This window comes from Enterococcus sp. AZ109 (assembly GCF_051714625.1).
Classification (GTDB): Bacteria; Bacillota; Bacilli; order Lactobacillales; family Enterococcaceae; genus Enterococcus_A.
Map to the genome: position 1 here is coordinate 3,318,874 of NZ_JBIOSF010000001.1, position 25,835 is coordinate 3,344,708.

General features: G+C 38.8%; 27 protein-coding genes. 23 read left to right on the plus strand and 4 right to left on the minus strand.

Translation table 11 applies throughout. From position 1 onward, the window contains the following. The first annotated feature begins 2 nt into the window (after nt 1-2). From yhbY to IGI42_RS16420, 7 genes are all read left to right on the plus strand, one after another. The gene (gene yhbY / locus IGI42_RS16390) at nt 3-314 is read left to right on the plus strand and encodes a ribosome assembly RNA-binding protein YhbY (RefSeq protein WP_438716942.1); all 312 of its coding nucleotides are present in this window, start codon (nt 3-5) and stop codon (nt 312-314) included. Nucleotides 315-374: 60 nt separating this feature from the next. Next, nucleotides 375-968 carry a nicotinate-nucleotide adenylyltransferase gene (locus IGI42_RS16395; protein WP_438717066.1) on the plus strand — a complete coding sequence of 198 codons (594 nt, stop codon included), beginning with the start codon at nt 375-377 and terminating at the stop codon, nt 966-968. Beyond that, on the plus strand, nt 958-1,554 hold the full coding sequence (yqeK, locus tag IGI42_RS16400; RefSeq protein ID WP_438716944.1) for a bis(5'-nucleosyl)-tetraphosphatase (symmetrical) YqeK: 597 nt from the start codon (nt 958-960) through the stop codon (nt 1,552-1,554). Before IGI42_RS16395 ends, yqeK begins: the two co-directional genes overlap by 11 nt. 29 nt (nt 1,555-1,583) lie before the next feature. Further along, complete coding sequence (rsfS, locus tag IGI42_RS16405; RefSeq protein ID WP_438716945.1) at nt 1,584-1,922, plus strand: ribosome silencing factor; 339 nt, start codon at nt 1,584-1,586, stop codon at nt 1,920-1,922. Then, the gene (locus IGI42_RS16410) at nt 1,922-2,647 is read left to right on the plus strand and encodes a class I SAM-dependent DNA methyltransferase (RefSeq protein ID WP_438716946.1); all 726 of its coding nucleotides are present in this window, start codon (nt 1,922-1,924) and stop codon (nt 2,645-2,647) included. Before rsfS ends, IGI42_RS16410 begins: the two co-directional genes overlap by 1 nt. A gap of 146 nt (nt 2,648-2,793) precedes the next feature. Further along, a complete protein-coding gene (locus tag IGI42_RS16415; protein ID WP_438716947.1) occupies nt 2,794-3,930 on the plus strand; it encodes a nucleotidyltransferase in 1,137 nt (378 codons plus the stop codon). A 73-nt stretch (nt 3,931-4,003) separates the two neighbouring features. After that, nucleotides 4,004-4,723, plus strand: a complete 720-nt coding sequence (locus IGI42_RS16420; protein ID WP_438716948.1) for a YebC/PmpR family DNA-binding transcriptional regulator — start codon at nt 4,004-4,006, stop codon at nt 4,721-4,723. A 37-nt stretch (nt 4,724-4,760) separates the two neighbouring features. Here the strand turns inward: IGI42_RS16420 and IGI42_RS16425 are convergent, their stop codons facing one another. Together IGI42_RS16425 and helD are read right to left on the minus strand one after the other, a co-directional pair. After that, entirely contained in the window at nt 4,761-4,937 is a 177-nt protein-coding gene (locus IGI42_RS16425) for a hypothetical protein (RefSeq protein ID WP_438716950.1), read from the minus strand. Nucleotides 4,938-5,205: 268 nt separating this feature from the next. Beyond that, nucleotides 5,206-7,485 (minus strand): RNA polymerase recycling motor HelD, encoded by a 2,280-nt coding sequence (gene helD, locus IGI42_RS16430; RefSeq protein WP_438716951.1) that lies wholly within the window; start codon nt 7,483-7,485, stop codon nt 5,206-5,208. A 186-nt stretch (nt 7,486-7,671) separates the two neighbouring features. Between helD and IGI42_RS16435 the strand changes: the two genes are divergently transcribed. The 8 genes from IGI42_RS16435 (at nt 7,672) to IGI42_RS16470 (ending at nt 16,853) form a co-directional block, all read left to right on the plus strand. Next, nucleotides 7,672-7,848, plus strand: a complete 177-nt coding sequence (locus IGI42_RS16435) for a 2-hydroxymuconate tautomerase (protein WP_438716952.1) — start codon at nt 7,672-7,674, stop codon at nt 7,846-7,848. Nucleotides 7,849-8,166: 318 nt separating this feature from the next. After that, nucleotides 8,167-10,107 (plus strand): threonine--tRNA ligase, encoded by a 1,941-nt coding sequence (gene thrS / locus IGI42_RS16440; RefSeq protein ID WP_438716953.1) that lies wholly within the window; start codon nt 8,167-8,169, stop codon nt 10,105-10,107. A 396-nt stretch (nt 10,108-10,503) separates the two neighbouring features. Continuing rightward, nucleotides 10,504-12,618: a penicillin-binding transpeptidase domain-containing protein gene (locus IGI42_RS16445; protein WP_438716954.1), complete on the plus strand. Its 2,115-nt coding sequence runs from the start codon at nt 10,504-10,506 to the stop codon at nt 12,616-12,618. A gap of 272 nt (nt 12,619-12,890) precedes the next feature. Next, a complete protein-coding gene (locus IGI42_RS16450; protein WP_438716956.1) occupies nt 12,891-14,075 on the plus strand; it encodes an IS110 family transposase in 1,185 nt (394 codons plus the stop codon). 363 nt (nt 14,076-14,438) lie between these two features. Further along, the gene (locus IGI42_RS16455; protein ID WP_438716958.1) at nt 14,439-14,915 is read left to right on the plus strand and encodes a glutathione peroxidase; all 477 of its coding nucleotides are present in this window, start codon (nt 14,439-14,441) and stop codon (nt 14,913-14,915) included. Between the two features lie 104 nt (nt 14,916-15,019). Beyond that, nucleotides 15,020-15,184 (plus strand): 50S ribosomal protein L33, encoded by a 165-nt coding sequence (rpmG, locus tag IGI42_RS16460; protein ID WP_438716959.1) that lies wholly within the window; start codon nt 15,020-15,022, stop codon nt 15,182-15,184. Nucleotides 15,185-15,270: 86 nt separating this feature from the next. After that, nucleotides 15,271-15,954, plus strand: a complete 684-nt coding sequence (locus tag IGI42_RS16465) for a transposase (RefSeq protein WP_438716961.1) — start codon at nt 15,271-15,273, stop codon at nt 15,952-15,954. Between the two features lie 14 nt (nt 15,955-15,968). Continuing rightward, complete coding sequence (locus tag IGI42_RS16470; protein WP_438716963.1) at nt 15,969-16,853, plus strand: IS3 family transposase; 885 nt, start codon at nt 15,969-15,971, stop codon at nt 16,851-16,853. A gap of 170 nt (nt 16,854-17,023) precedes the next feature. Here IGI42_RS16470 and IGI42_RS16475 read toward each other — a convergent pair whose 3' ends face one another. Beyond that, nucleotides 17,024-18,463 (minus strand): APC family permease, encoded by a 1,440-nt coding sequence (locus tag IGI42_RS16475; RefSeq protein WP_438716965.1) that lies wholly within the window; start codon nt 18,461-18,463, stop codon nt 17,024-17,026. 411 nt (nt 18,464-18,874) lie between these two features. On the opposite strand from IGI42_RS16475, the gene IGI42_RS16480 reads away from it, so the two are divergent. Together IGI42_RS16480 and IGI42_RS16485 are read left to right on the plus strand one after the other, a co-directional pair. Beyond that, nucleotides 18,875-19,285: a hypothetical protein gene (locus IGI42_RS16480; RefSeq protein WP_438716966.1), complete on the plus strand. Its 411-nt coding sequence runs from the start codon at nt 18,875-18,877 to the stop codon at nt 19,283-19,285. After that, nucleotides 19,282-20,031, plus strand: coding sequence for a DUF6681 family protein (locus IGI42_RS16485; protein ID WP_438716967.1), 750 nt, complete (start codon nt 19,282-19,284; stop codon nt 20,029-20,031). The genes IGI42_RS16480 and IGI42_RS16485 overlap by 4 nt, the downstream gene beginning before the upstream one ends. 119 nt (nt 20,032-20,150) lie before the next feature. Here the strand turns inward: IGI42_RS16485 and IGI42_RS16490 are convergent, their stop codons facing one another. Next, the gene (locus tag IGI42_RS16490; RefSeq protein WP_438716968.1) at nt 20,151-21,089 is read right to left on the minus strand and encodes an ABC transporter substrate-binding protein; all 939 of its coding nucleotides are present in this window, start codon (nt 21,087-21,089) and stop codon (nt 20,151-20,153) included. 157 nt (nt 21,090-21,246) lie between these two features. On the opposite strand from IGI42_RS16490, the gene IGI42_RS16495 reads away from it, so the two are divergent. From IGI42_RS16495 to IGI42_RS16520, 6 genes are all read left to right on the plus strand, one after another. Next, entirely contained in the window at nt 21,247-22,050 is an 804-nt protein-coding gene (locus tag IGI42_RS16495) for an ABC transporter ATP-binding protein (protein ID WP_438716970.1), read from the plus strand. Beyond that, the gene (locus IGI42_RS16500) at nt 22,040-23,023 is read left to right on the plus strand and encodes a FecCD family ABC transporter permease (RefSeq protein ID WP_438716971.1); all 984 of its coding nucleotides are present in this window, start codon (nt 22,040-22,042) and stop codon (nt 23,021-23,023) included. Before IGI42_RS16495 ends, IGI42_RS16500 begins: the two co-directional genes overlap by 11 nt. Further along, the gene (locus IGI42_RS16505) at nt 23,020-24,003 is read left to right on the plus strand and encodes a FecCD family ABC transporter permease (protein WP_438716973.1); all 984 of its coding nucleotides are present in this window, start codon (nt 23,020-23,022) and stop codon (nt 24,001-24,003) included. Before IGI42_RS16500 ends, IGI42_RS16505 begins: the two co-directional genes overlap by 4 nt. A 139-nt stretch (nt 24,004-24,142) precedes the next feature. Further along, on the plus strand, nt 24,143-24,694 hold the full coding sequence (locus IGI42_RS16510) for a 5-formyltetrahydrofolate cyclo-ligase (protein WP_438716974.1): 552 nt from the start codon (nt 24,143-24,145) through the stop codon (nt 24,692-24,694). Next, nucleotides 24,691-25,362, plus strand: a complete 672-nt coding sequence (locus IGI42_RS16515) for a rhomboid family intramembrane serine protease (RefSeq protein WP_438716975.1) — start codon at nt 24,691-24,693, stop codon at nt 25,360-25,362. The genes IGI42_RS16510 and IGI42_RS16515 overlap by 4 nt, the downstream gene beginning before the upstream one ends. A gap of 238 nt (nt 25,363-25,600) precedes the next feature. Continuing rightward, complete coding sequence (locus IGI42_RS16520; RefSeq protein ID WP_438716977.1) at nt 25,601-25,807, plus strand: YqgQ family protein; 207 nt, start codon at nt 25,601-25,603, stop codon at nt 25,805-25,807. The last annotated feature ends 28 nt before the right edge of the window (nt 25,808-25,835 follow it).

A 25,835-nucleotide genomic window follows, 5' to 3' on the forward strand; every position in this document is an offset into this window, starting at 1 on the left:
GTATGACATTAAGAGGAAAACAAAAACGTTATTTACGAAGTGAGGCACATCATTTACAACCAATTTTTCAAATCGGCAAGAACGGTGTGAATCCTGCGATGATTACCCAAATTAGTGAAGCACTAGAAAAACGTGAGCTTATTAAGGTAAGCTTATTACAAAATACTGATGAAGTCGCTGACGAAGTGGCGCATCTGTTGGAAAAAGAAATTCATTGTGAGATCGTCCAAATTATCGGACGCGTATTGGTTTTGTACAAACCATCAACAAAAGAAAAATTTCAAAAAATATCTCGAGAAGTAAAAGCAATCTGATTGGAGGCGCAAACGTTGTATCAGCAAAGTGTAGGAACGATTCCGGAAGTCGTTGCAGTAATGGATTTAAAAGAACCGCTAAAGCAAGTTGGTTTATTAGGTGGGAACTTTAACCCCATCCATTTAGCACATTTGATGATTGGAGAACAAATCGGACAAAAGTTGGGATTTGATCGAGTAGAGCTTTTGCCTTCTTATTTACCTCCCCATATCGACGAAAAAAAGACGATTGATAGTCAGCATCGGCTAAAAATGGTGGAACTAGCCGTTGAAGACAATCCTCATTTGACTGTTAACATGGTGGAATTAGCGCGAAAAGGAAAAAGTTATACGTATGATACAATTAAGCAGCTAACTGCTGAGCATCCTGATACTGAATATTATTTCATTATTGGCGGTGATCAGGTAGAATATCTAAACACTTGGCATAAAATTGATGAGTTAGTGCATATGGTTCACTTTGTTGGTGTGAAGCGACCAGGTTATGAGATAGACAGTCCGTATCCGATCATTTGGGTGGATGTACCTCAAATTCAATTGTCTTCTAGCTACATTCGCCAGCAAGTAAGACAAGGCTGCTCGATTCGCTATTTAGTACCGGAGAAAGTTCGTGAATATATCGAAGAAGAGGGGCTGTATTTAGATGAATTATAGCAGACATTATTCACAATTGGATCGGGAAGCTTTGATGCAGGCTGTTCAAATGCGGATGAGTGAACGTAGATTTAAGCATGTGCTAGGTGTTGAAGAAACGGCGATTGCTTTGGCGGATCGCTATGGGGCTTTAACAGAAAAAGCTAGTATTGCGGCCTTAGCCCATGATTACGCTAAAGAGCGCTCTGATGAAGAGTTTGAATTAGCCATTGAGCAAGGAGACTATCCAGATAAAAAAGAATTGTTGAAATACGGTAATGCAATTTGGCACGGATTAGTTGGTGCAGACTTTGTTAAGCGTGAATTGGGTATTCAAGATGAAGAAATTCTGAATGCAATTCGTTTACATACAACTGGCGCATCAGATATGACCTTACTAGATAAAATTATCTATGTTGCTGACTATATCGAACCCGGACGTAATTTTCCAGGTGTGAACGACGCTCGGACTCTTGCTCTACGTGATTTAGATGAAGCAGTGGCATTTGAAACGAAGCATACATTAAGTCATTTAATTGAAGAGGAACAATTAGTTTACCCAAAAACGATTGAGACGTATAATCGCTGGGTAGCTGGTATACGTTAAGGAGGAGAATTATCATAGATAGTAAACAAATGTTAGAAATTGCTGTAAAAGCAGCGGATTCAAAACGTGCAGTAGACATCGTCGCATTGAATGTTTCAGAAGTTTCGTTATTGGCAGATTACTTTTTGATCTGTTCAGCTAATTCTGACCGTCAAATTAATGCAGTTGTTGAAGCGATTATGGAAGAAGAATCAAAGAACCAAGTAACGGTTAAACGTGTTGAAGGAAAAGATGGCGGTAAATGGGTGCTGATTGATTTAGGCGATGTAATTGTTCATGTCTTCAGCCATTCTGAACGTGAATTTTATAATTTAGAAAAACTTTGGTCAGATGCACCACTAGTGAATATCGAGGCTTGGTTAGACTAATGGCTTACGAAACTTTTGCGCTGGTTTACGATGAAGTGATGGATGATAGCCTTTATCAAAAATGGTTGAATTTTTCCCTGCGTCATCTTCCTGCGAATAATCTTAATATACTGGAACTCGCCTGTGGAACAGGGGCTTTGGCGGTAGAGTTTGCTAAAGCTGGTTTTTCGGTTACTGGATTGGATTTATCTGAAGAAATGCTGATGCTGGCACAAAATCGTGCAATTCGTGAAGAGGCTGATATTCAGTTTGTTGTAGGTGATATGTTGGATTTAACAGATATCGGCTCCTACCAAGCAGTGACCTGTTTTTCAGATTCCCTATGCTATATGAAAAATGAAGAACAAGTCCAACAAGTTTTTCAAGGAGTGTACAATCTATTAGAAGAAGAGGGCATCTTTATCTTTGATGTTCATTCACTATACCAAATGGACAAGCTGTTTCCGGACTACAGTTTCCATGACCAAACAGAAGATTTTGCTTTTCTTTGGGACAGCTATACGGGTGAAGTTCCTCATAGTATTGAGCACTTTTTAACATTTTTTGTTAAAGAGGGCGAATGCTTTGAACGAATTGATGAATTGCATCAAGAAAGAACGTATCCTCTGGAAACCTATGTTCGTATGTTGAAAAAAGTTGGCTTTCAATGTGAAGCTTATGCCGATTTTGAAGATAAAACACCAAATGAAACAAGCAAGCGTTGGTTTTTTGTTTGTCATAAGTGAGGTTGTGACAGAAGCGATCAGCTCCGAGAAATAAGGCGATTATTCGGCTAATTTCCGAAAGTGCTGCTTCAGTTACACCGATTATGCGTTTTTCAGTGGCTGTGACGTTTTATGTCACAGCCACTTTTTTGGAAGGAGGAAACTATATGCGCAGTTGTGGCATAATCGTAGAGTACAATCCATTTCACAACGGGCACCGATATCATGCAGAAATGGCTCGGGAATTAAGTAATGCAGATGTAGTGATTGCTGTTATGAGCGGAAATTTTTTACAACGAGGCGAACCGGCTATTATGGATAAATGGATGCGGACTGAGGCTGCGTTAAGCAATGGCGTTGATTTGGTCATTGAGCTGCCTTTTTCATGGGCTGTACAATCAGCGGATTATTTTGCCAAGGGTGGTATCAAGCTATTGCAGGCACTAAATTGTGATGCTTTTTGTTTTGGTACTGACACCCAAGAAACCGTTGACTACCAAAAGTATGGTGAAATGTTTGTACAAAAAGAGGTTGAGATCGATTGCTTATTTCAAACGTTGCCAATTGGTATGAGCTATCCGGAAAAAATGGCCGAAGCAGTTCGTCAGATATTCCCATCGATTCAAGAATTTCCGCCCAACCATATTTTAGGTTTGAGTTATGCAAAAGAAAATGCAAAATACGAAAAACCGATGGAGATTTATCCGCTAGTAAGAAAAGATCAAGGCTATCATGACACTGAAATAGTGGAAGAAAAATTTGCGAGTGCAACAGGTATTCGTCAAGCTTTTTTGGACGGACAGGACATTACTGCTTTTGTTCCTGAGGAAACAAGCAAGCAAATGAAGCAAGCTATCTCGTGGGAGGATTTTTGGGTATACTTAAATTATCAATTGACCATCAGCACACCAGAACAAATGAAAACTATCTATCAAATGAGGGAAGGTATTGAGCATCGTTTGAAAAATACTCAAGCAGAAACATTTGTTGACTATTTGTTGAAAGTAAAAACGAAGCGTTATACAGGGACTCGAATACAACGTTTACTTACCTACTTATTATTGCAGGTCCAACCTGAAGAAATTCAAAAAGAGCAAAAATACAGTATGCTGCATGTTTTAGGTTTTACCCAGCAAGGACAAGCGTATCTGAGACAAAACAAGAAAGAATTCACCTTGCCTATCGCAGCTAAAATGGGTCAAACAGAAAAAGAGCAGCATTTCTTAACCTATCGAGCAGATCAGCTTTATCAGCTGATTCATCCAATCGAACAAAATATAGGACGTACACCGATTCGTGTGTAAAAAAAGACTTTCAAAACCTGAGACTTGTGGGTATAATGGGAAAGTATGAAAATAACGAAAGTGAAGTGAAATTATGGGTCGTAAATGGGCAAACATCGTTGCGAAGAAAACTGCAAAAGATGCAAACAACAGCCGAGTTTATGCAAAATTTGGGATTGAGATTTATGCTGCTGCAAAATCAGGAGATCCAGATCCACACGCGAACCAAAAGCTGCGTTTTGTCATTGAACGGGCAAAAACTTACAATGTGCCAAAACATATTATTGATCGTGCGATTGAAAAAGCAAAAGGCTCAGGAGACGAAAATTACCAAGAGCTGCGTTACGAAGGTTTTGGACCAAATGGCTCAATGGTTATCGTAGATGCTTTGACTAATAATGTAAATCGTACAGCTGCTGATGTACGAGCTGCCTTTGGAAAAAATGGTGGCAACATGGGTGTCTCCGGTGCTGTATCTTACATGTTTGATAATACTGCTTTGTTTGGATTTGCTGGTGAGGATGCCGACGAAATCTTGGAATACTTGATGGAGCAAGATATCGATGTACGAGATGTAGTGGATGAAGAAGGCCAAGTCATTGTTTATGGCGAACCGGAAGACTTCAACAGCATTCAAGAAGCATTAAAAGCCAAAGGAATCACCGATTTCTCTGTAGCTGAAATGCAAATGATTGCACAAAATGAAGTAACCTTAAGTGGCGATGATTTAGAGAAATTTGAAAAAATGATTGATGTGTTGGAAGATTTAGAAGATGTTCAACAAGTTTATCATAACGTAGAATTTGAAGATTAAAAAAACGCGTTGTGCCTAGCACAGCGCGTTTTTGGATTTATTGTTGAATCAGGCTGAGAAAGACTTCCATCACGACTAAAACGCCAGAGACAAGCGCCCGCCAAAAGCGGTTTTTAATCTCCAATTCGCGATAATAAACGGTATACGCACCACATACAAATAAAATGACAATAATCCCGACTAGTATAAGGGCCGCAAGTATCCAACCGTCCATATAAAATCCCCCTTTAAAAGATATTATATAGGTTTTTCTTAAGATTTTATATAGACTAAAGTCCTATTTTTTATCTAATGCAAAAAAGGTACATAAATGCGGCTGTGGCAAAAGAATGTCACAGCCACTGGAAATTGTATAATCGGTGTAACTGAAGCAGCCCTTTCGGCAATAAGCCAACTAATCGCAAAAATATGAGCAGCTATTTTCGGATTATTCGGCTTATTTCTCGAAGCTGAACACTTCTGTCACAACCTCGTTTAACAAACTAAATGTGTTTTACTTGGTAAAGTTCTTCAGGAATTTGTTCCAATAACGGGCTTTTTTGTCCGATTGTTAGTAAGTTCAATTCATGCATTGCACGGGTACACAGTGTATACAAAATTAATTTATCTTGCTCTGTGTGATAATTAACCGGCGATATGTTCCAACCGTAAACGCGGTCAAATTCTAATCCTTTAGCTAAATAAGTTGGAATAATGATTAGCGATTTGCGCATGAAATCTTCTTCATCAGTCAATAGTTGAATCTGTTCTTGTTGTTCTGTTGAAAGCTGTTGATATAACGCTTCACAGTCTTCAACGGTTTTACCGATAATTGCTGTCCGCCAGTATTTGGCTTTTTCTGCCGTTTCTGCCAGCTCGTTCATGAGGTGTGTCATCATAGTTTCTTTGTCTAATGCATAGGAAATGGTTGGACGATCACCGACACGTGCAGTTAGCTGAACCCTATTTTCTTGAGTTAAGAATTGATTCGCAAAGTGAGTAATCTCTTCAGTTGAACGGTAACTAGTAGTTAACTGATGATGCGTAATTAACTGTTCTGGGAAGATTGCTTCCAATGACTCTACCATACTTTCATTTCCAAAAACTTTCTGATTCAAATCCCCTGAAAAAGTGTAAGTTGCATTGGGATATAGCTGTTTTAACAGGGCAACCTGTGCAGGTGAGAAATCCTGCATCTCATCAATAAAGATAAAACGAGCTTTTTGCTGAACATGCAAAGGATACATCGACTTCATCAGTAAGAACATTAAAGTTCCGTCTTCTAAACTTAAATCTCTTTGTTGGAAATCTTTTCGTAAACTCACCAGCATCTCTTGCCAATCAGAGCTAGTTAAATGATAGCGTTCCAGCAAATCGGTAGAAATGGTTTGCAAAAAATGCATGTACTGTTTGCTATAGTTGATAAAAGTAAAACGGGTAATCTTCCGTTTGATTGGTCGCATTTTTTTACGAACGACCTTTTGCCGGAATTGCCGACGCATTCTTCGTTCAATTTGTTCAGAATCTTCTAGGTCAGGATTATCTGTATAGGCTTGCTGTAGCAACTCCTCGGCAGCATTTTTTACCCACTCTTTTTTCATTTCATCTTTTTCTAAGCCGGCAAGTTTCTTGAACAACTTGGTCTGTAAAAGCTGCATCCGTTGATACATCGGTAAACCAGGATTGGCTTCTTGATACCAGGCACGAATTTGTTCTTTCTTGATTAAAGGTTTTCCTTCCAAGATTAAATCACGGAATAAAGGTCCAAATGGTGTTATTTTTTCGCAATAACGATTCAGGGCTTCTACAATTAACCAGCTGCTTTTTGCTCGTAAAACGCGATCATCTTGTCCAGATAAAAAGACTTCTTCATGACTATCTTCCGTGTGGATTTGATAAAGCGGCAATAGCTTAGTCAAGAAGCTTTTGAATGTTTCTGTAGGTATACCACTTTCTCCTAAAGAAGGTAAGACCGTTGAAATATAGTCTGAGAAAATATGATTTGGCGAGAACAGAAGGACCTGTTCATTATCTAACCAGTTCCGGTTTCGATACAAAATATAAGCAACACGTTGCAATAGAGCAGAAGTCTTACCACTTCCGGCAATCCCTTCTACTACTAGTAATTTGCTATGGGTGTCGCGAATAATTTGGTTTTGAGCCTTTTGAATCGTCGCAACAATGTTTTTCATGTGATTAGATGAAGCTTCATCTAGAATTTCTAAAAGAAAATCATCGTTAATCGCTTCAGATGTATCCACCATTGAAAGAATCTGTCCGTCACGAATCTTAAATTGCCGTTTCAGCAACAGATTGATAGCAACGGTCGTGTCATAAGCTTCATATGAAGTAGCACCTAGCTCTCCTTCATAGTAAAGATTAGCAATGGGAGCTCGCCAGTCGATAATGACGGTTTCTTCTGATGAATCTCGTAATGAGGCGATGCCTAGATATAACGTTTCAACACCTTGGTCTTCTTCAAAATCAATCCGGGCAAAATAAGGGTTTCCCTTCATTAATAGTAAAACTTTTTGTCTTTTCTCTTGTGCCGCTAAAGTTTGGTAGCGAACCATTAAGTCATGTTCATGCTGTCGCGTTTCAGCCATTGTATCAGCCAGCGCTTCAAAAGAGCCGGATTGGATTCGTTGACCGGCATTTTCTTGTAGGTTTTCATGAAATTGAGTTTGATTTTTTTGTTTTTGTTTTTCTAGTAATTGTTTTTCTCGATCGATTAGTGCAACAGTTTGCTGCAGGTGTGTTTGTTCTTCTTGTCGTGTGTTCATGGGTGGTTCCTCCTTGCTGATAACAGCATACAAGTATAGCACAAAAACTGACAAAAGTAATCTTTATGGGTAGGTGGGATGTTAGCAGAACTAAAGGGAAATCCGATCAACTAAAAAGTGTTGCGACAATTGATAGAAGTCGTAGTATAATAATAAAGAGTTAATTTTACAAAAGGAGGAAAAAACATGCCATTTGTTCATATTGAATTAGTTGAAGGAAGAAGTCAGGAGCAGCTGACCAAAATGATGGAAGAGGTAACTGAGGTTATTTCAAAAAATACAGGAGCTCCTAAGGAAAATATTCATGTTATTTTAAATGAATTAAAAAAAGGAACTTATGCTGTGAACGGTAAGTGGAAATAAAATATTTTGTTTATGGGTTGCTTTTTTAGAATCGAAGTGTTTTAATGTGAGTATAAATTGATTGATGATGAAAGACACCTGAACTTGAGAGCTGTTTACCAGAGAGGGAAAGCTAGGCTGCGACTTTTCCAAGCAAGCACAAGGGATGACCACTTTCAAGAAGACCTCTGTTAAATGCAGGGGCGGTCTAAAGCGCCGTTATCGCATGTAAGGAGCAACTAGTTGCTCAAAGATTAGGTGGAACCACGTTTATTCGTCCTAGTACCAATTACGGTACTAGGATTTTTTTATTTTCTAAATTATGAGGAGGAACTATACATGGCAGTAAATATTTCATTTCCAGATGGCTCTGTGAAGGAATTTCACGATGGCGTAACTGGATTAGAGATTGCAGAAAGTATTTCAAAATCATTAGCAAAAAAAGCATTGGCAGTGGTTGTTAACGGGGCGCTTGAAGATTTGACCCGTCCAATTGAACAAGATGCTGAGCTAAAGATTGTTACCGATAAAGATGAAGAAGCGTTGCAATTAATGCGTCACTCAACCGCTCATTTAATGGCGCAAGCAATGCGTCGTTTGTTTCCGAATATTCATTTTGGTGTAGGTCCAGCAATTGATTCAGGCTTTTACTATGATACTGACAATGATGAAGGTCAAGTATCAGAAGAAGATTTTCCAAAAATCGAAAAAGAAATGAAAAAAATCGTGAAGGAAAACTTGCCAATTGTACGTAAAGTGATGAGCCGACAAGAAGCGCTGGATTTCTTTAGCTATGATCCATATAAGGTGGAATTGATTCAAGATTTACCAGAAGATGAAGTAATTACTGCCTACACTCAAGGTGAATTTACAGATTTATGTCGGGGACCTCATGTACCGTCAACTGGTAAAATCAAAGTATTCAAATTGTTGTCAGTAGCTGGTGCATACTGGCGCGGAAATTCTGATAACAAAATGATGCAACGTGTGTATGGGACAGCTTTCTTTAATCAAGCTGATTTAGATGAGTTCTTACGTATTCGTGAAGAAGCTAAAGAGCGTGATCATCGTAAGTTAGGTCGAGAATTAGATCTATTCATGATTTCGCCAGAGGTTGGTTCAGGCTTGCCATTCTGGTTACCAAAAGGGGCAACAATTCGTCGCGAAATTGAACGCTATATTGTTGATAAGGAATTATCAATGGGCTATGAACACGTATATACACCAGTGTTAGCGAATACTGGTCTTTACAAAACTTCTGGTCACTGGGATCACTACCAAGAAGACATGTTCCCAATTATGGATATGGGCGATGGCGATGATTTAGTTCTCCGTCCAATGAACTGCCCGCATCATATGATGGTTTACAAAGACCGTATTCATTCTTATCGCGAATTGCCAATCCGCCTTGCTGAACTTGGAATGGATCACCGTTATGAAAAATCAGGTGCTTTATCCGGTTTACAACGTGTTCGTGAAATGACAATGAATGACGCGCATATCTTTGTTCGTCCTGACCAAATCAAAGAAGAATTCCGTCGTACCCTTGATTTAATTTTAGAAGTGTATAAGGACTTTGGCTTTGAAGACTATCGTTTCCGTTTAAGCTATCGTGATCCGAACAATACAGAAAAATATTTTGACGATGACCAAATGTGGGAAACTTCTCAAGGCTTGTTAAAAGAAGTAATGGATGAATCGGGCTTTGACTATTTTGAAGCTGATGGAGAAGCAGCCTTCTATGGTCCCAAATTAGATGTCCAAGTACAAACTGCTTTAGGAACTGAAGAAACACTTTCAACTATTCAATTTGACTTCTTATTACCTGAACGTTTCGATTTAACTTACATTGGTGAAGATGGTAAAGAGCATCGTCCAGTGGTCGTTCACCGTAGCGTGGTATCAACTATGGAACGCTTTACTGCTTACTTAATCGAGCAATATAAAGGGGCATTCCCAACTTGGTTGGCACCAGAGCAAGTAGTCATTATTCCAGTTTCTGTGGAACACCATGGTGATTATGCTTACGAAGTGAAGAACCGCCTGAAAGTTGAAGGTGTACGTGTTGAAGTTGACGAACGAAATGAAAAAATGGGATACAAGATTCGTCAAGCACAAACACAAAAAATCCCTTACATCTTAGTTGTCGGAGACAAAGAAACAGAAAGTGCTAGTGTCAATGTTCGCCGCTACGGTAGTGAAGAACAAGAAGTACAAGAATTAAATATCTTTGTTGATGCAATCAAAGATGAAATTAAAAACTTTAGTCGCAATCGCTAATTATTACTAACAGGATAGATTCTCTTAAGCTGAACGGGTCCTCGTTTTGCTTAAGAGAATTTTTGATTTGCTAAAATAATTAGATAGCTAGTTGTGGATAACTTTTAGGTTCAGTATCCCTGTTGTGAACCTCTTTGTACGTAGAATAGATCAATAAGAAGTTTTCCACAATTTACGAAAAAGAAATATGTTTCACAGATACGAAGATTAGATTTATTGTTTTTGGCTTATGCTAAGCCGTTTTGCCCATTTGTTTTTCGAAGCCCAATCTTGCTGTGAAACAGAACAAGTGACTCCTAAAAAAAGCTTAAACTAAGAATAATTTAATGATTTCTTCTTTTTTAAAAAAACTATTTCAGCTACAATAGAAAGGCAGATAAACGAAAGGAATTTATCATGAAACAAAAAAATCCATTTAAAAGAGGATTCGAAAAGCTGAAGGCCGCTGATGAAGCAAGTCGAAATCATAATAAAAGCCATGTACCGTTTCGTCTGAATTTTCTATTCTTTGTTATTTTTTTCTTATTCGTTTTATTAGTCGGACGGCTTGGATACTTACAGATTGTTAATGGGGATCAGATGAAAGAGCAGCTAAAAGCCTCAACAACAATCAAAGTTACCGGAAGTACACCACGTGGATTGATTTATGATTCAAATGGTGTTGTCCTCGTTAATAATCAAGCCAATCAGGCGATAACTTTTACGCGAGGCAATACGATGGAAGGCAAAGATATTCTCGAGCTGGCTAATACACTAAATACATTAATTGATGTGCCTGCAGATGATAGCTTGACTGAGCGTGATAAGAAAGATTATTGGTTGGCTGATCCGGACCACTTACAAGCAGCTGAAGATCGACTTTCTTTCAAGGAAAAAAATCTTGATACTTCTGATGAATACCAGAAATTAGTGGATAAAGTAACGGAGGAAGAAATCCAATTTGATGAAAACCAATTAAAGGCTGCGACTATCTTCAAACGGATGAACAGTGCTTCTGCATTAAGTACCGTATTCATTAAGAATGAAGGAGTCACAAATCAAGAACTGGCGGTTGTTGCTGAACGTGCTGCCGAACTTCCAGGGGTATCGACTGGCATGGATTGGCAACGTAGCTATAACGATGATTTAGATGATTCTTTGCGTAGTATTTTGGGAACTGTCTCATCTGTACCCGCAGAAGAATTAAAGGAATACTTGAAAAAAGGGTATGCCCGCAATGACCGTGTAGGTACAAGTTATTTAGAGAAGCAGTACGAAGATGTGCTGCAAGGGAAAAAGAGTGAATATGAAGTTTCTCTTAGCCAAGAAGGTAATGTCACTGGTCAAAAGGAAATCAGCAAAGGCGAAAAAGGTTCGAACCTGATGTTAACAATTGATACTAATTTTCAAAAACGTGTGGAAGAAATTGTTGCCCGACATTATCAAACATTGGTGGACAATGGTCAGGCTCAATATTCACCTGGGGTTTATGCTGTTGCACTAGATCCTAACAATGGTCAAGTGATGGCAATGTCTGGATTTACTCACGAAGTTGGCAGCCGTCAAATTCAAGAATTTGCGTTAGGTACGATTTTGAATAACTTTGAACCTGGTTCGGTGGTCAAAGCTGGAACCATCACTGCCGGATATGAGACTGGTGCCATCACTGGTAACGATGTCCTAATAGATGAGCCAATCAAGCTTGCAGGGACAGCTCTCAAAGGGTCCATTTATAATAAAGTAATTGGCAATCAAATTCCAATGAACACGGTAAAAGCATTAGAAATATCTTCCAATGCTTATATGATGAAAATTGTATTGAGAATGCTGGGTGTGGATTACAGCTACAATATGACTTTGCCAGAAAACGCTAGTTCCGAAGAAATGTACAATAAACTTCGTACTGCACTAGCAGAATATGGAATGGGCGTACGGACTGGAATCGACTTGCCGGGTGAGTCGGCGGGGTTAGTTAATACCCAATTTGGTGAACCTAATGGTCCCGCTGGGGGTAGTCTACTAGACTTATCATTTGGTCAGTATGATACGTATACTGCCATGCAATTAGCACAATATGCTGCTACAGTAGCTAATGGCGGTACAAGGATTGCTCCTCATGTTGTTAAAGGAATATATGGTAATGATGAAAGTGGCGGTTTAGGAGACTTACAAAAAGAAATCAGCGGGGAAGAATTAGGAAAGGTCAATATTACTCCTGAGCAGATGTCGATTATCAAGCAAGGTTTTTATCAAGCTGTTCATGGGAATGATGGCTACACTACAGCCCGTGATTTGCAAAGTGCAGCGTTGGATACTTCCGCTAAGACCGGGACGGCAGAAACATCCGTGACCGTAAATGGCCAGGTGGTTCAAACAATTAACAGTAATTTAGTTGCTTATGCACCATCAGATGCTCCTGAAATTGCAATCAGTATTGTTTTGCCGAACCTATCTGTAGACCATGATGATACAAATAAAGCAATTGCCAAAGATATTATCGATGCTTATGCGGAAATGTATGGGGCAAATTAGGAAGTTGTGACATACCTCCATGGCGCAAGCGCCACAAAACTAAATGAAAAAAATTGTCGACCTCATTCCTACTTCCTGTCATAATAAAAATGACAAGAGAGGAAAGAGGTCGCCACTTCTCTGAGGTTTTTCTCCAAGACCTTGTGTGACAAACTGAACCCATTCTATTCATGTTTGCACAAATCATTGGCATTCAACCCGTGTATAAAAATAGAACGTTTCTATGAATAGAGTACCCTCTTTTGTGATTATTTTCAAGGAGGTTCACTGGAATGAATGATGTTGTTTTAGATTGTTGTGCTGGTTTAGATATTCATTCAAAAGAAATCGTTGCTTGTGTTCTCCAAACCGTTGATGGAAAAAAACGCCCAAAAAAACATCTAAAAGCGTTTGGAACGACGACCAAAGAACTGCTGATCCTTTCCGACTGGTTAGATTCTTTCGGTGTCACTCTTGTCAGTATGGAAAGTACTGGCGTTTATTGGCACTGTGTGTGGCGGATTCTCCAAAACAATTTTGAGTTGCGCTTGGCAAATCCACAACGTGTTAAAACAATTCCTGGGAAAAAGACGGATATGAAGGATGCCGAATGGCTTGCCCGTCTTACTCGGTTGGGGGTTGTACCCCATAGTTTCGTTCCACCCGATGCGATTCAAGAACTGCGAGATGTCACCCGTTATCGGAAACGATTGATTTCGGACTTGAATCGAGAAAAAAATCGAGGCCACATGGTTCTACAAAAATCGGGAATTAAACTAGCGAGTGTAATGAAAGATATCTATGGAGAATCTGGACGAGGTCTACTCCGCTTACTGATTAACCAGACCGCCTTAACGACAGAGAATATTTTAGCTGTTGTAAAGACGACCTTACGTGGAAAAGTACCCGAGTTGAAAGAAGCAATGGATGGATTTATGTCGCCTCATTCTCGATTTATGCTGGACCTGCATCTAACCCAAATTGAGCATATCGAAGCACAAATTGCTCGTGTCGAAGAGACCATTCATACGTATATGATCCCTTTTCAGGAGATCGCAGATCGATTAGATGAGATTCCAGGCATTGATCAGACAACGGCTGCAGTCATCATTGCAGAATGTGGCATCGATATGGAGACTTTTCCTTCTTCCAAGAATCTTGCTTCTTGGGCGGGTGTCTGTCCAGGAAATCATGAAAGTGCAGGAAAAAATAAGGGTGGAAAAGTTCCGAAAGGAAACCGCTATTTGAAAAGAGTACTATCCCAGGGGGCACTGGGAATATCGAAAGGAAAACGAAATCGAATGAAATCCTTTTTCCTGAGGATACAGAAAAATAGCGGAAAGAAGAAAGCCATTATTGCCGTGGTGCACCTAATGATTCGGCTGATTTATAAAGTCATTAAAGAGAAGTGTCATTATCGTGAACTTGGAGAAAACTATTTGAATAAGAAGACAGTGTACGAGTTACAAGTGGTCTAAACCAAAGTGAGCGTTCGCCTCAAACAGAGAAGGAGAGCCTTTTTTTGCTTTTTTGCAGGTTTTATTTTCGTATAAGAAGTGTTCAGCTCCGAGAAAAAGCTGCTTTATTACACCGATTATACGGTTTTCAGTAGCTGTGACGTTTTATGTCACAGCTTATTTTTATATGTATAGAAACACAAGATATCTGTAACAAGGGTACTCATTAGAAGCACAATTCGGGTACCGGATTTCGTAAAATTCCCTAGTTAATTTAGGCAAAAATATTAAAAATTATACTTGGTATTAAAACAAAATAGTAGGTAATAGTGAAGAGCAACAGGTATACTCTAAGAAGATTCAATAAGATAGGGAGGAATAAATATGGGGATTTATGATTTTACAATTAATGAGACAGATGGTACAAGCAAATTGATGGCTGATTACAAAAATAAGGTTTTATTAATCGTGAACACTGCTACTGGCTGTGGGTTCACGCCACAGTATGAAGGATTACAAAAATTATACGATGCGTATCAAGAAAAGGGGTTTGAAATACTGGATTTTCCTTGCAACCAATTTGGCAATCAAGCACCTGGTAGTAACGAAGAAGTAGCGACTTTCTGTCAATTGAATTATCAAACCACTTTTAAAACATTTGGTAAAATTGATGTGAATGGTGAAAATGAAGCGCCTTTATATACGTACTTAAAAACTGCGCAAGGTGGTTTACTTAACAAAGACATCAAATGGAATTTCACTAAATTTTTAATTAATCGTCAAGGCGAAGTTGTAAAGCGCTACGCACCGCAGACGAAGCCAGAAGAAATTGCTGAAGATATCGAAGCGCTATTAATTTAACGTCAAGTAGAACTACTTAACAAAATTGGTAAAAATACTAGTCAAACCCATTGAAACATGGTATGATATTCAAGTCTGAGAGTCATCTTAGAAGATTGCTATGTATGGGAGGGAAAGACATGCGCGTAAACATTACTCTACAGTGTACTTCTTGTAAAGAACGTAATTACCTAACGAATAAAAACAAACGTAACAACCCTGATCGTTTGGAAAAGAAAAAATACTGCCCACGCGAACGCAAAGTTACTTTGCACCGTGAAGTAAAATAATAGTAAAATGGCCGAAGTTCTTCTTATGCTATGCTACCCCTATCTAGGACAAAGAAATAAATAAATCCTAGATAGGGGTATTTGTCATGGGAAAAAGAAGCATGAAGCTCAGTCCAGAAGAACGTATAAAGATTGTCGAGAGTTGTCTCAGTCATGAAATAAGTATAAAGGGTGCTGCGAAGGAAGCACAGGTCTCATGGAACACGATTAAACGGTGGTGTACCTTATATGAAAACGAGGGACCTTCTGGTTTGCTAGCTACAAGGAAGAATACAAACTATCCCAAGGAATTGAAGCTGGCAGCTGTTCACGACTATCTTGCCGGTTTGGGGTGTCTAATGGATATCGCTAAAAAGTATGGATTAAGGGATGAGAAACAACTACGAGATTGGATCAAGGTATATAATACTCACAAGGACTTCAAATCAGAAAGTGGTGGAAGTAGAATGAGTCAATCCCGTGAAACCAGCCAGGAAGAACGCCAAAAGATTGTGCTGGACTGTCTAGCTCATGATAAAGACTATGGCGCTATGGCAATTAAGTACCAGGTCTCTTATCAAAATGTTTACAATTGGGTGAAAAAGTATGAAGAGTTAGGCTTCGAAGGCCTTGAAGATCGCCGTGGGCGACGGAAAGCGAAACAAGTCAGTCGAACACCTGAAGAAGAAATGGCAATTGAAATGGCCAGACTACGAAGCGAAAATGAACAGCTGAAAATGGAGAACGCTATCTTAAAAAAATTGAAGGAATTAGAAAGGAGGAATCGTTAGGGCAATTCAGAAAAGTGGTTGCCTATCAAACGATTAAATTCTTACATGAAGAAAAAAGTTATCCTATTCAGCCCATGTGCACGTTCTTAAACGTGACACGCTCCGCCTATTATCGCTGGCTAAAACAACCTGAAAGCATTCGGGAACAAGCGAATCGTCAAGTCACCAAAACGATTCGTACCATTCACGAAAAGCATCCAGACATGGGCTACCGTCGCATAAAAGACGAATTGAAGCGTACCTATCACATGAATGTCAATGACAAACGAGTCTTGCGTCTTTGTCGTCATGAACAAATTCAATCCACGATCAAGCATCCAGCGAATTGTATCACACGGCGTGCCTCTGCGCCTTACTATAAAGCGAAGAATGTGTTGAATAACAAGTTTAACGCAGAAGCACCCAATCAGAAATGGGTGACGGATGTTTCTGAATTCAAATATTTTGTGGGTCCCATTGTGCATAAACTCTATTTGAGTGCGATCCTCGATCTCTACGATCGTCGTATCGTCACGTATGTACTGAGCGATACCAATGATTTAAACTTGGTTTTTGATACATTTGATCAAGCGGTTGAATTGGAGCCAAAGGCTCATCCGCTATTTCATAGTGACCAAGGATTTCAGTACACACACGTTGGCTTTTTCAACCGAGTCGTAAAAGCAGATATGATAATGAGTATGTCTCGCGTGGGTAAATGTACCGACAATGGGTCAATGGAAGGGTTCTGGGGTATGCTTAAACGAGAGAACTATTATGGGCGAAAATTCAACAGTCGTGAGGAACTCGTCACTATGATCACTAGCTATATGGAGTATTACAACACTGGGCGTTACCAACGAAAACTAAAGGTCATGACACCGATGGAATTTCACGAACATTACTACAAAGCTGCTTAAATTATCGAATCACATAAAAAACTACCCATCTATTTAAGATGAGTAGTCCACAAAAATCTTAAAATATTTCACTGTCCTATTGACGGGGTGCGCACCATTATGAAGGGCTTCGGTTTTTTATTAAAAAAATCCTAGAATCACTCTGTTTGAGATTCTAGGATTGTATTTCGTTAAATAGCTTTTTTTCGTTCTCTTTTCGCCCACATTGGCAAAATCATTCCTAACAAAATCAACACAAACGGGGTCAAAATATTAGAAACTAGCTGGAAAATCCAAGAAGAAGGATCGTCTGCATAGTCTGCTTTTGGAATCATTCCTAGGATACAAGCAAAAGCTGTAAAGGCAAAACACCATAAACCGATAATAAATCCTAACTTCGGATTCTTAACAAATTTGTATTCAGAATGGAACTTCTTATATTGACGATTTAGCATCATATAAGCAAAAAATACCCAGACGTATCTCATTGGCATAACTACCGAGTTTAAATTGGTCAACCACTTAACTAATTCACTCATATTCTTAATTCCAAAAATTGGTAGAATAATGATAACACTAACTAAAACACCAGTTAATAAATACCCGTTGATTAAGGTTCCTTTGGCAGTACGTTTTCGTAACCAGCTAGGAACAAACTCTGGATCCGCTTCTGAAAGTAAAATTTTCAATGGCGCATCAATTGAAAAAGCCAAGGCTGAGGCTTGAACTGCCGCTTGAGCAAAGCCGTAGACGATCATGAAAAAGTTACCTACACCAAAATGATTGCCTAAAATTTGAAAAGCGCTATAGGCACCATTGGCCATCAAATCCTCTGGAATGCGGTTACTGTTAAACAACAACCCCATCGCTACAGAGCCTAAAACAGCACTCAAGCCAACCATCACAGCCATGAAAATCATCGCTTTTGGAAAGTTTTTAGTCGGACGATCAATTGAATTTACATAAGGAGAGATCTTTTCTGCTCCCCCAACTGCAAAAACTAACATCGAAATTGTCGCAAAGTAGCCTAAATTAAAATCTGGAACATAAGTGCTAAGCTGATTCATTTGCGGTGTAGCTGCTGTGAAGGAAGAATCCATGAAAGGAATCGCTACTGCCAAAATAATAAATAGAATCGACATCACTAGCATACCTGATCCGGCAACACTTCCAATTACTTTTAAGGTAGTTAACCCTTTTGTTGATAAAAACAGGAACAATAGAAAGATGAGCAGTGAAATAATTGCTACAGTTTGCACACTCATACTGGTTGCGACATCCCCATTGCGCTTAAAAACCCAACCTAAAGCAATCAAGACTGATTGTGGTTTTTGTGCTAAATAAGTGATATGAACGACCCAATAAGTCCAAGCAGCGTAATAAGCTAGGCGGCGATTATTAGTTGTTTCTTGAATCCACGAACTGACACCACCAGAATTACTTTTAAAAGTAGACCCCAACTGTCCAACAATGAGTGCATAAGGAATAAAATATAAAGCCATAATAAGAATCCATGAGGTAACAACCGATATTCCTTGTTGTGCGTAGTTGTTGACAACATTCCCAAAGCCCCAAACCATACTAAAGGCTATCATTGATACTGTGAACCAACGTATCTTTTTCTCGTCCATCATTTCTCTCCAATCATTTTATTTGAAAACTGTACTTCGGTCGAACAAAAGTAACGCTTTCAATAAGATAAGTATAAAACGTTTTCTATTACTTCGAAGAAAAGGTTAAAGCTTTTTCATTTATATTCTGAGTTTTTTTCAAACTATATAAAATACGGCTTAAATCCAGCAATGAAAAATAATTTTTTTCTAATAATTCTCACGATGCGCTCATTTGATGGATTAGGTCCTTGTTGAAAACGTATTCCAAACATTTTTCTTTACAAACGAAAGAAATAATTGAAAAATATTCATAGTTTCATAAGGAAAATCTAAACTTCAAGTGTTAAAACAAGAGAGAGCCCAAGTAGCGATTTGGCAGTATGGCCAAGAACAGCTAAAAGGACCTAAATATAAGGAGGAGTGATTTTTTTGCGGAAAGTACCACCCATTTTAAAACCAATCGCTCTAATGACGATATCGATCTTAGTAGCTACAGCTACAGGAGTGGCTAACGGTGCGAGTTATCGTCAACCGAGTACAGATACTTCAAGTACTACTGAACCTACTGTCAGTGAAACACCAATGACCTCTACAACATCTAGTGAAAGTATGGCAGTACCAGATACCAGTTCGTCTGAAACGGTTCCACCAGCAAGTGAGCCTCAGTCGATCGAAGACAATGAGCAGCAAATGTCACCTGAAAGTTCAGTGGCCGATAGTTCTCTTGAGAATCAGACAGTGCCATCCTCTAGTGAGTCTGCGGAAACTGAGACTTCGCAACAACAAAACGCTCCTGCTCAGCAACCAGCAAATGCACCAGAAACGAGGGAAGTACCATGACCTTTTTATTAGATATTATCAATGGATTAAATAAATTTTTGGGCTATTTAGATATTAGTCCTAAATACCTAAATCGCGGGTATACAATCTTGAGTATTTTTCCGACGGTCTATATTTTACGGATTGTTTACGGTTTGTGGTTAAACCACAATTATGTTCAGCTTTTCTTATACAGCGTAGTATTTATCATTTTAGTCTATTTTTTAGTGTTGAATGTTTTCTACTATTTTCTAGATAAAAATACGAAGCTAGATGTCACGCAACTATTTGTTAAATACCTTCCAGATGATGCATTCAATATTCAAGGGGATATGAAACAAGCCAAATCAATTCAGACTACTGATGCTAAAGAGATTAAAGTTGATTTCATGGAAGACTATCAATTAAAGTTAGCTGAAAATATTCAAGCAATGATTAATAGCAAGGAATTATCTGTAAGAGATATGGAGAAAGAGGAAGGCTTCCTTATTAGTGAAAACACTTTATATCCTTATTATTACTTGAAACAAGAAAATGCAGGAACTTATTCACTGCAAATTGGTACAAGCTATCATAATCTTGAACAAATTGGTAAAATTAACCAGACAGAGGAATTGCATCCTTTGGGGCTATTTATTGTAGGTGGTGATTTTGTAAAAAGTGGTATTCGTTACCATGAGCCTTATCGGTTAAAATTATTGGCTCGACCAGAAGCTGCGATAAATACAGAAACAAGAAGTCGAAGCCGACGAAAAAAATATAAATAAAAAAACGAACTATAATGGTATTACTTGTGTAAACCAATGCGGATTCACCATTACACGAGTATTTACCAGTTATAGTTCGGATTTTTTAGAAAGTAAGCTCGGCATTAAAGAGTTGCTGCTTAGTTCAAGACATCCTTAATATTTTCTACCATTTTAGTGTAAGCAATCGGGCCGTTATACAACCAGCTTGTCTCAGGACCGAATTCATGCAACTGATTATTTTTCACAGCGGGAATATTTTGCCACAATGGATCTTCAAACATAGCGGCACCTTGATCACTATTCACTAAGAAAAGGTAATCAGCATCTAATTGTGACAAGCTTTCTAATGAAACTGCAGACCAGTCTGAAGTAGCTTGTTCACTGACTTCTTTGGTTAATTCTGGAACTTCAAATCCAAGGTCGCCATAAAGCAATCTTCCGCTTGAACGATCTTCAGCTACCATAAAGGCAGAATTATTAGTCACCCAAAGAACAGCAGCGGATTTTCCCTCGATTTTATCACTTAATTCTTCTTTCGTTTGAGTGATTAAGGTTTTATAATCTTCTTCGACTTGCTTTGCTTGCTCTTCTTTGTTAAATACCTTACCAATTTCGCTAAGTTGGTCTTCCCAAGTTACGCCATCGCCGTTTTTGACCACGTAGGTTGGGGCAATCTTAGCATATTCTTCGTATTTTCCACCTTCAACAGTTGCACTAGAACCAATCAATAAAAGATCAGGTTCGTGTTGCAAAACTTCTTCATAAGGCAAATCATAATTAATTGTGGGAACATCTTTTAACTCATCTTGCAAGTAATCCTGAATACTACCTTTACCCACAGTCCACTGAGCGACCGGTTTTTCATCTAATGCAACTAAGTAGTCTTCTAGATAAGAAGCGATGACTCGAGTTGGCTTATTTGGAATCTCCACGGTATGGTCTTGAGCATCAGTAAGCTGTCGTGTTTCAGTTGCAGAACTCGAATCAGTGGTATTACTAGATTGGTTACAGGCGGTCAATCCTAATAAAGCCACCAAAGCTGTTGCAGCTAAAATCCTTTTTTTATGTTTAAACATGATAAGCTCCTTTAATTTTAATTGAGAATCTTTCTCAATAGCCATTATCACTGAAATTCAAACCGCTGTCAATAACGAATTTATTATAGGAATAGTTGACGTACAGGGAAATTAAAGAGATAATTGAGAACGGTTATCAAAGGAATGGAGAAAAGTTATGACCAGATTAACTACGGCAGAGCTTTCTGTTGGCTATGATAAAAAAATAATTTTAAACGATGTAACCATCGATATACCAGACGGACAAATTACTAGCTTGATCGGACCAAATGGTAGTGGGAAATCGACTTTACTAAAAGCAATGGCACGCATTCTTTTACCCAAAAAAGGCGAAGTGCTAATCGATGGGAAGAACATTCATCAGCTTGATACGAAAGAAGTAGCTAAAAAAATAGCTTCACTATCTCAAACCAGCGATCAAATTAGTGGGTTAAGTGTGGAAGAAATTGTCACTTATGGGCGTTTTCCTTACCAAAGTGGTTTTTCTGGGTTGAAGAAAAGCGACCATGAGTGGATTCAATGGGCGCTAGAGGTCACTGATTTAATTTCCTTGAAGGAACGTCCGTTAACGACCCTTTCCGGTGGACAACAGCAAAGAGTTTGGATTGCTATGGCTTTGGCTCAAAATACGGATATTCTTATCTTAGATGAGCCAATAACCTTTTTGGACCCAGCCCATCAGTTGGAAATTTTGGAGCTGTTACAGGATATCAATCAGCAGGGAAAAACGATCTTAATGACCATCCATGATTTAAATCATGCTTCCCGTTTTTCCGATAATATTTTAGGGATGAAGTCAGGGCAGCTGATTTTTCAGGGAGCCCCTCAAGAAGTCTTTACTATTGAAAATATGGCGGAGTTGTTTGAGATCCAAGCAGTTTTTTATTCTTCGGTTCATCAGCAAAAACCGATGATCATGTCCTATGAGCTATTAAAGCGGAGGGCAAGTGATGAGACGTAAATTTTTTTTCGTCATTGTGACGATCTTACTTGTATTAGCTATGATTGCTTCGCTGAAATATGGGGCAGTAGCAATTACTTGGCAGAATATCATAGAGACATTAACGAATTTTAACCCCACCGAACAAGGTCAGCAGCTTGTTAGGACTTTGCGATTACCGCGTATGCTAGGATCTGTAGCGGTAGGAGCGGGACTAGCTACAGCCGGTGGACTAATGCAAGGTATAACGAATAATCCAATTGCCGATTCGGGCTTACTGGGAATCAATGCCGGAGCAGGTCTCGGATTAGCCTTAGTTTTTGCCATAACTGCTAGTCCATCGCCGATTTTAGCAATAGCCGCTTCATTTTTAGGCGCGTTTGTTGCATTAGCAATTATTTACTTAGCATCATCAAAAATTTCATTGGGATTAAATCCTATTCGAATTGTTTTATTAGGTTCAGCTTTAAGTGCTTTTTTTGCTGCTATCAGTCAGAGTATTAGTTTAGTGTTTCAATTGAATCAAGACATGACCTTTTGGTATGTAGGAGGCACTGCGAACATCTCGTGGCAACAGCTTCAATTAGGCTTTCCACTGATTCTTTTAGGCTTGATTGGTGCATTCTTTTTGGCACCGCAAATTACGTTGATTAGCATGGGAGACGAAACAGCTATTACATTGGGAAAAAGTCCAAGTACAATCAGAAAGTGGAGCATGGCTTTTGTATTGTTACTGGCTGGGACATCGGTCTCTTTAGTTGGAGCGGTTAGTTTTATTGGTTTAATTGTCCCGCACGTGGTTCGCTATTTCGTTGGTCAAGATTATCGTATGGTTTTGCCGGCTTCGGCTTTGGTAGGTTCCTTATTTTTTGTAGTTGCTGATATTGCTTCCCGATTAATCGCACCTCCTCTAGAAACTCCAGTAGGGGTATTAGTTACTATTATCGGTGTGCCTATGCTGCTTCTGCAAATACGGAGGGGGAGCGTATCATGAGAAAAAAGCTTAGTTGGATCATTTTAGCTGGTTTATTTATTATGGGTTGTTTATTAAGCATGACATTGGGAACTTTGCCATTAACCTTAAGGGATTTATTTGATGTTTTCAGTGGAAACGCTACTTCTGTACAGCAATTGATTGTAGTCGATTTTCGTTTGCCACGCTTATTGGTTTCGATTCTTGCTGGAACGGGGCTAGCTTTATCTGGCTATCTTTTTCAGACAATAACCCATAATGATCTTGCTGATCCGGGGATTTTAGGAATTAATGCTGGCGCGGGCCTAACTGTTTTGGTCTATCTTGGTTTTTTTGCCAATAATCGTGCCAGCTGGATGCTGCCATTAGTTGCTTGTCTGGGTAGTTTTATGGCTGCATTCTTGGTTTATTTTTGCGGACGACAAGCAGAGAAGATTGTACCTAATCGACTGTTGCTTTCAGGTGTTGCTGTAAATGCAGGCATATCTGCTTTGACATTAGTAGGAACGATTCGAGCATCTGAAGAAAGCTATACGTTTGTCACTAGCTGGTTGGCAGGTACCATTTGGGGAACAACATGGCATCACGTATTCATATTAGTGCCTTGGATCATCATTTTATTTCCGTTAATTTTACTACAGGGAAGAACGTTAAAAGTGTTGGGATTAGGTGATGAGATTGCTATTGGATTAGGTGTACGTTTGAAAGCTTCTCAGCTCATGTTTTTAATTATTGCTCTGTGCTTAGCTGCGGTGAGCGTTTCTGTTGCGGGTAGTATTAGCTTTATCGGTTTAATTGCTCCTCACATTGCTAGTAATTTAGTCGGAAAAAGAAATAATTACAGTATATTAATGACAGCTGTAATTGGTAGTCTATTGTTACTCTACAGTGATATCGTTGGAAGATTGATATTGGATAGTGGTGAAATAGCTGCTGGGATCATTGTATCAGTCATTGGTGCCCCTTATTTCATATTCCAACTACTTAAAAACAAACAATAAGAATTTGTGATCCTTCTAAAGTAGAGAGCAGCAAAACACTCAATTGTTGAAAATATTGGTTTAGAATTGTTAAAGGGGGACGAACCCCCTTTTTATTTATGCCTTTTTTTGGTAGTATCGTTGAATAGGAGGCGGATAGATGGATAAACAAAAAATGCGCCAACTGATGATTCAGAAGTTAGAGAAAATCGCTGTCGATGAAAGTCGCTTAGAGCAAGTTGCCTCAATTTACGACAAATTTTTTAAAAGTATCCTTTGGCAAGAAGCAACAACTGTCGGGGTAACAATAGCCACGAATTTTGAGTTTCCGACTGCGCTGTTGATTCAGCGAGCGTTAGCTGAAGGGAAAAAAGTAGCTGTTCCTAAATCCTTACCAAAGAGACAATTAGTGTTTTATTGGATTGATGAGCATACCTCATTTGTTCCATCAAAATTCGGAGTAGAAGAACCTATTAGTGAAGCAGTAGCTGAGTCTTCGGAGTTAGATTTATTAATTGTTCCAGGATTAATTTTTAGAAGAGATGGCTATCGTATTGGTTTTGGTGGTGGCTTCTATGATCGCTTTTTAAGTAGCTATTCCGGAAAAACTGCAAGTTTTGTGTTTAGTGAACAAGTATTAGAGACGTGGCAACCCGAGCCATTTGATTTACCTGTGCAGCAGTTGTTTATCGGAGAAACGGAGGAAGAATGAAAAGAAATCAACCTTATGTAACCTATACTTTTTTAGGAATTAATACCGTGTTTTTCTTGTTGGAATATTTATTGCCTAGTTTACGAATTAATGAAAGGCTTGGTATGTTTATTCCTTCTGTAATTTTGGGACACGAATACTGGCGTTTTTTAACCCCTATGATTATTCATTTTGGCTTGATGCATTTTGTCCTGAATTCAGTTGTTTTATATTATATGGGACAGCAATGCGAAGCGATATTTGGTCATTGGCGCTTTGCTCTCGTATATTTATTGAGTGGTCTCATGGGAAACATGGGCAGCTTTGCGTTTAATGGTTCAGGTGTGCTATCTGGTGGTGCTAGTACAGCGATATTTGGTTTGTTTGGCGCCTTTTTAGTTGTGGGCCATCATTACAAAGATAATCCAGCTATACAAGGGTTGACTAGACAATTTGGCTTGTTTATTTTGATGAATTTAGTTTTTGGCCTATTCGATTCGTCTATCGACCTTTGGGGGCATTTAGGGGGGCTTTTAGGTGGTGCGTTATCCGGAATGCTCTTAGGTGTGCCTCGTGGACAAGATCGCTTTTCCGTTCGAGGTCGAGTGACTAGTGGTCTGTTCTTTGTTTTCTTCGTCGTAGTAGCGGTATTGATTGCTTTTCGAAAAGTTGGCATGCCAATCGTCTAAAAGTAAAGAATTGCAAAGTGTGCTATCGGCTGTATAAAACATGAAACCTAACAAAAAATCGGGGATTCTTCCCGATTTTTTGTTAGTGCTTGTAAAAGGAAAAGTACATAAGAGCTAGCGAACTGGAAGTCCTAATTTTTTCTTTTAGTTAGTCAAAGTATCAGCTTTTTGAAAACGTGCCAATTTACTCTGTAAAAATAGTACAATTACCTGTATAATGTTTGAGGATGTGGTTTGAGTGGAAAGCCTATATGATGTGCAGCAGTTGCTTAAGCAATTTGGTATCTATGTATATGTAGGAAAGCGAATTTATGACATTGAATTGATGCAAATTGAATTGAAAAATTTATATGAAGGTCGCTTAATAGATCGAGATACTTATCTAAATGGCTGGCGCATCTTAAAAAGAGAGCATCACATTGAAGAAAGTCGGGAAGGTGAATAATGATGGATAAAAAATTACTAGGAATTGA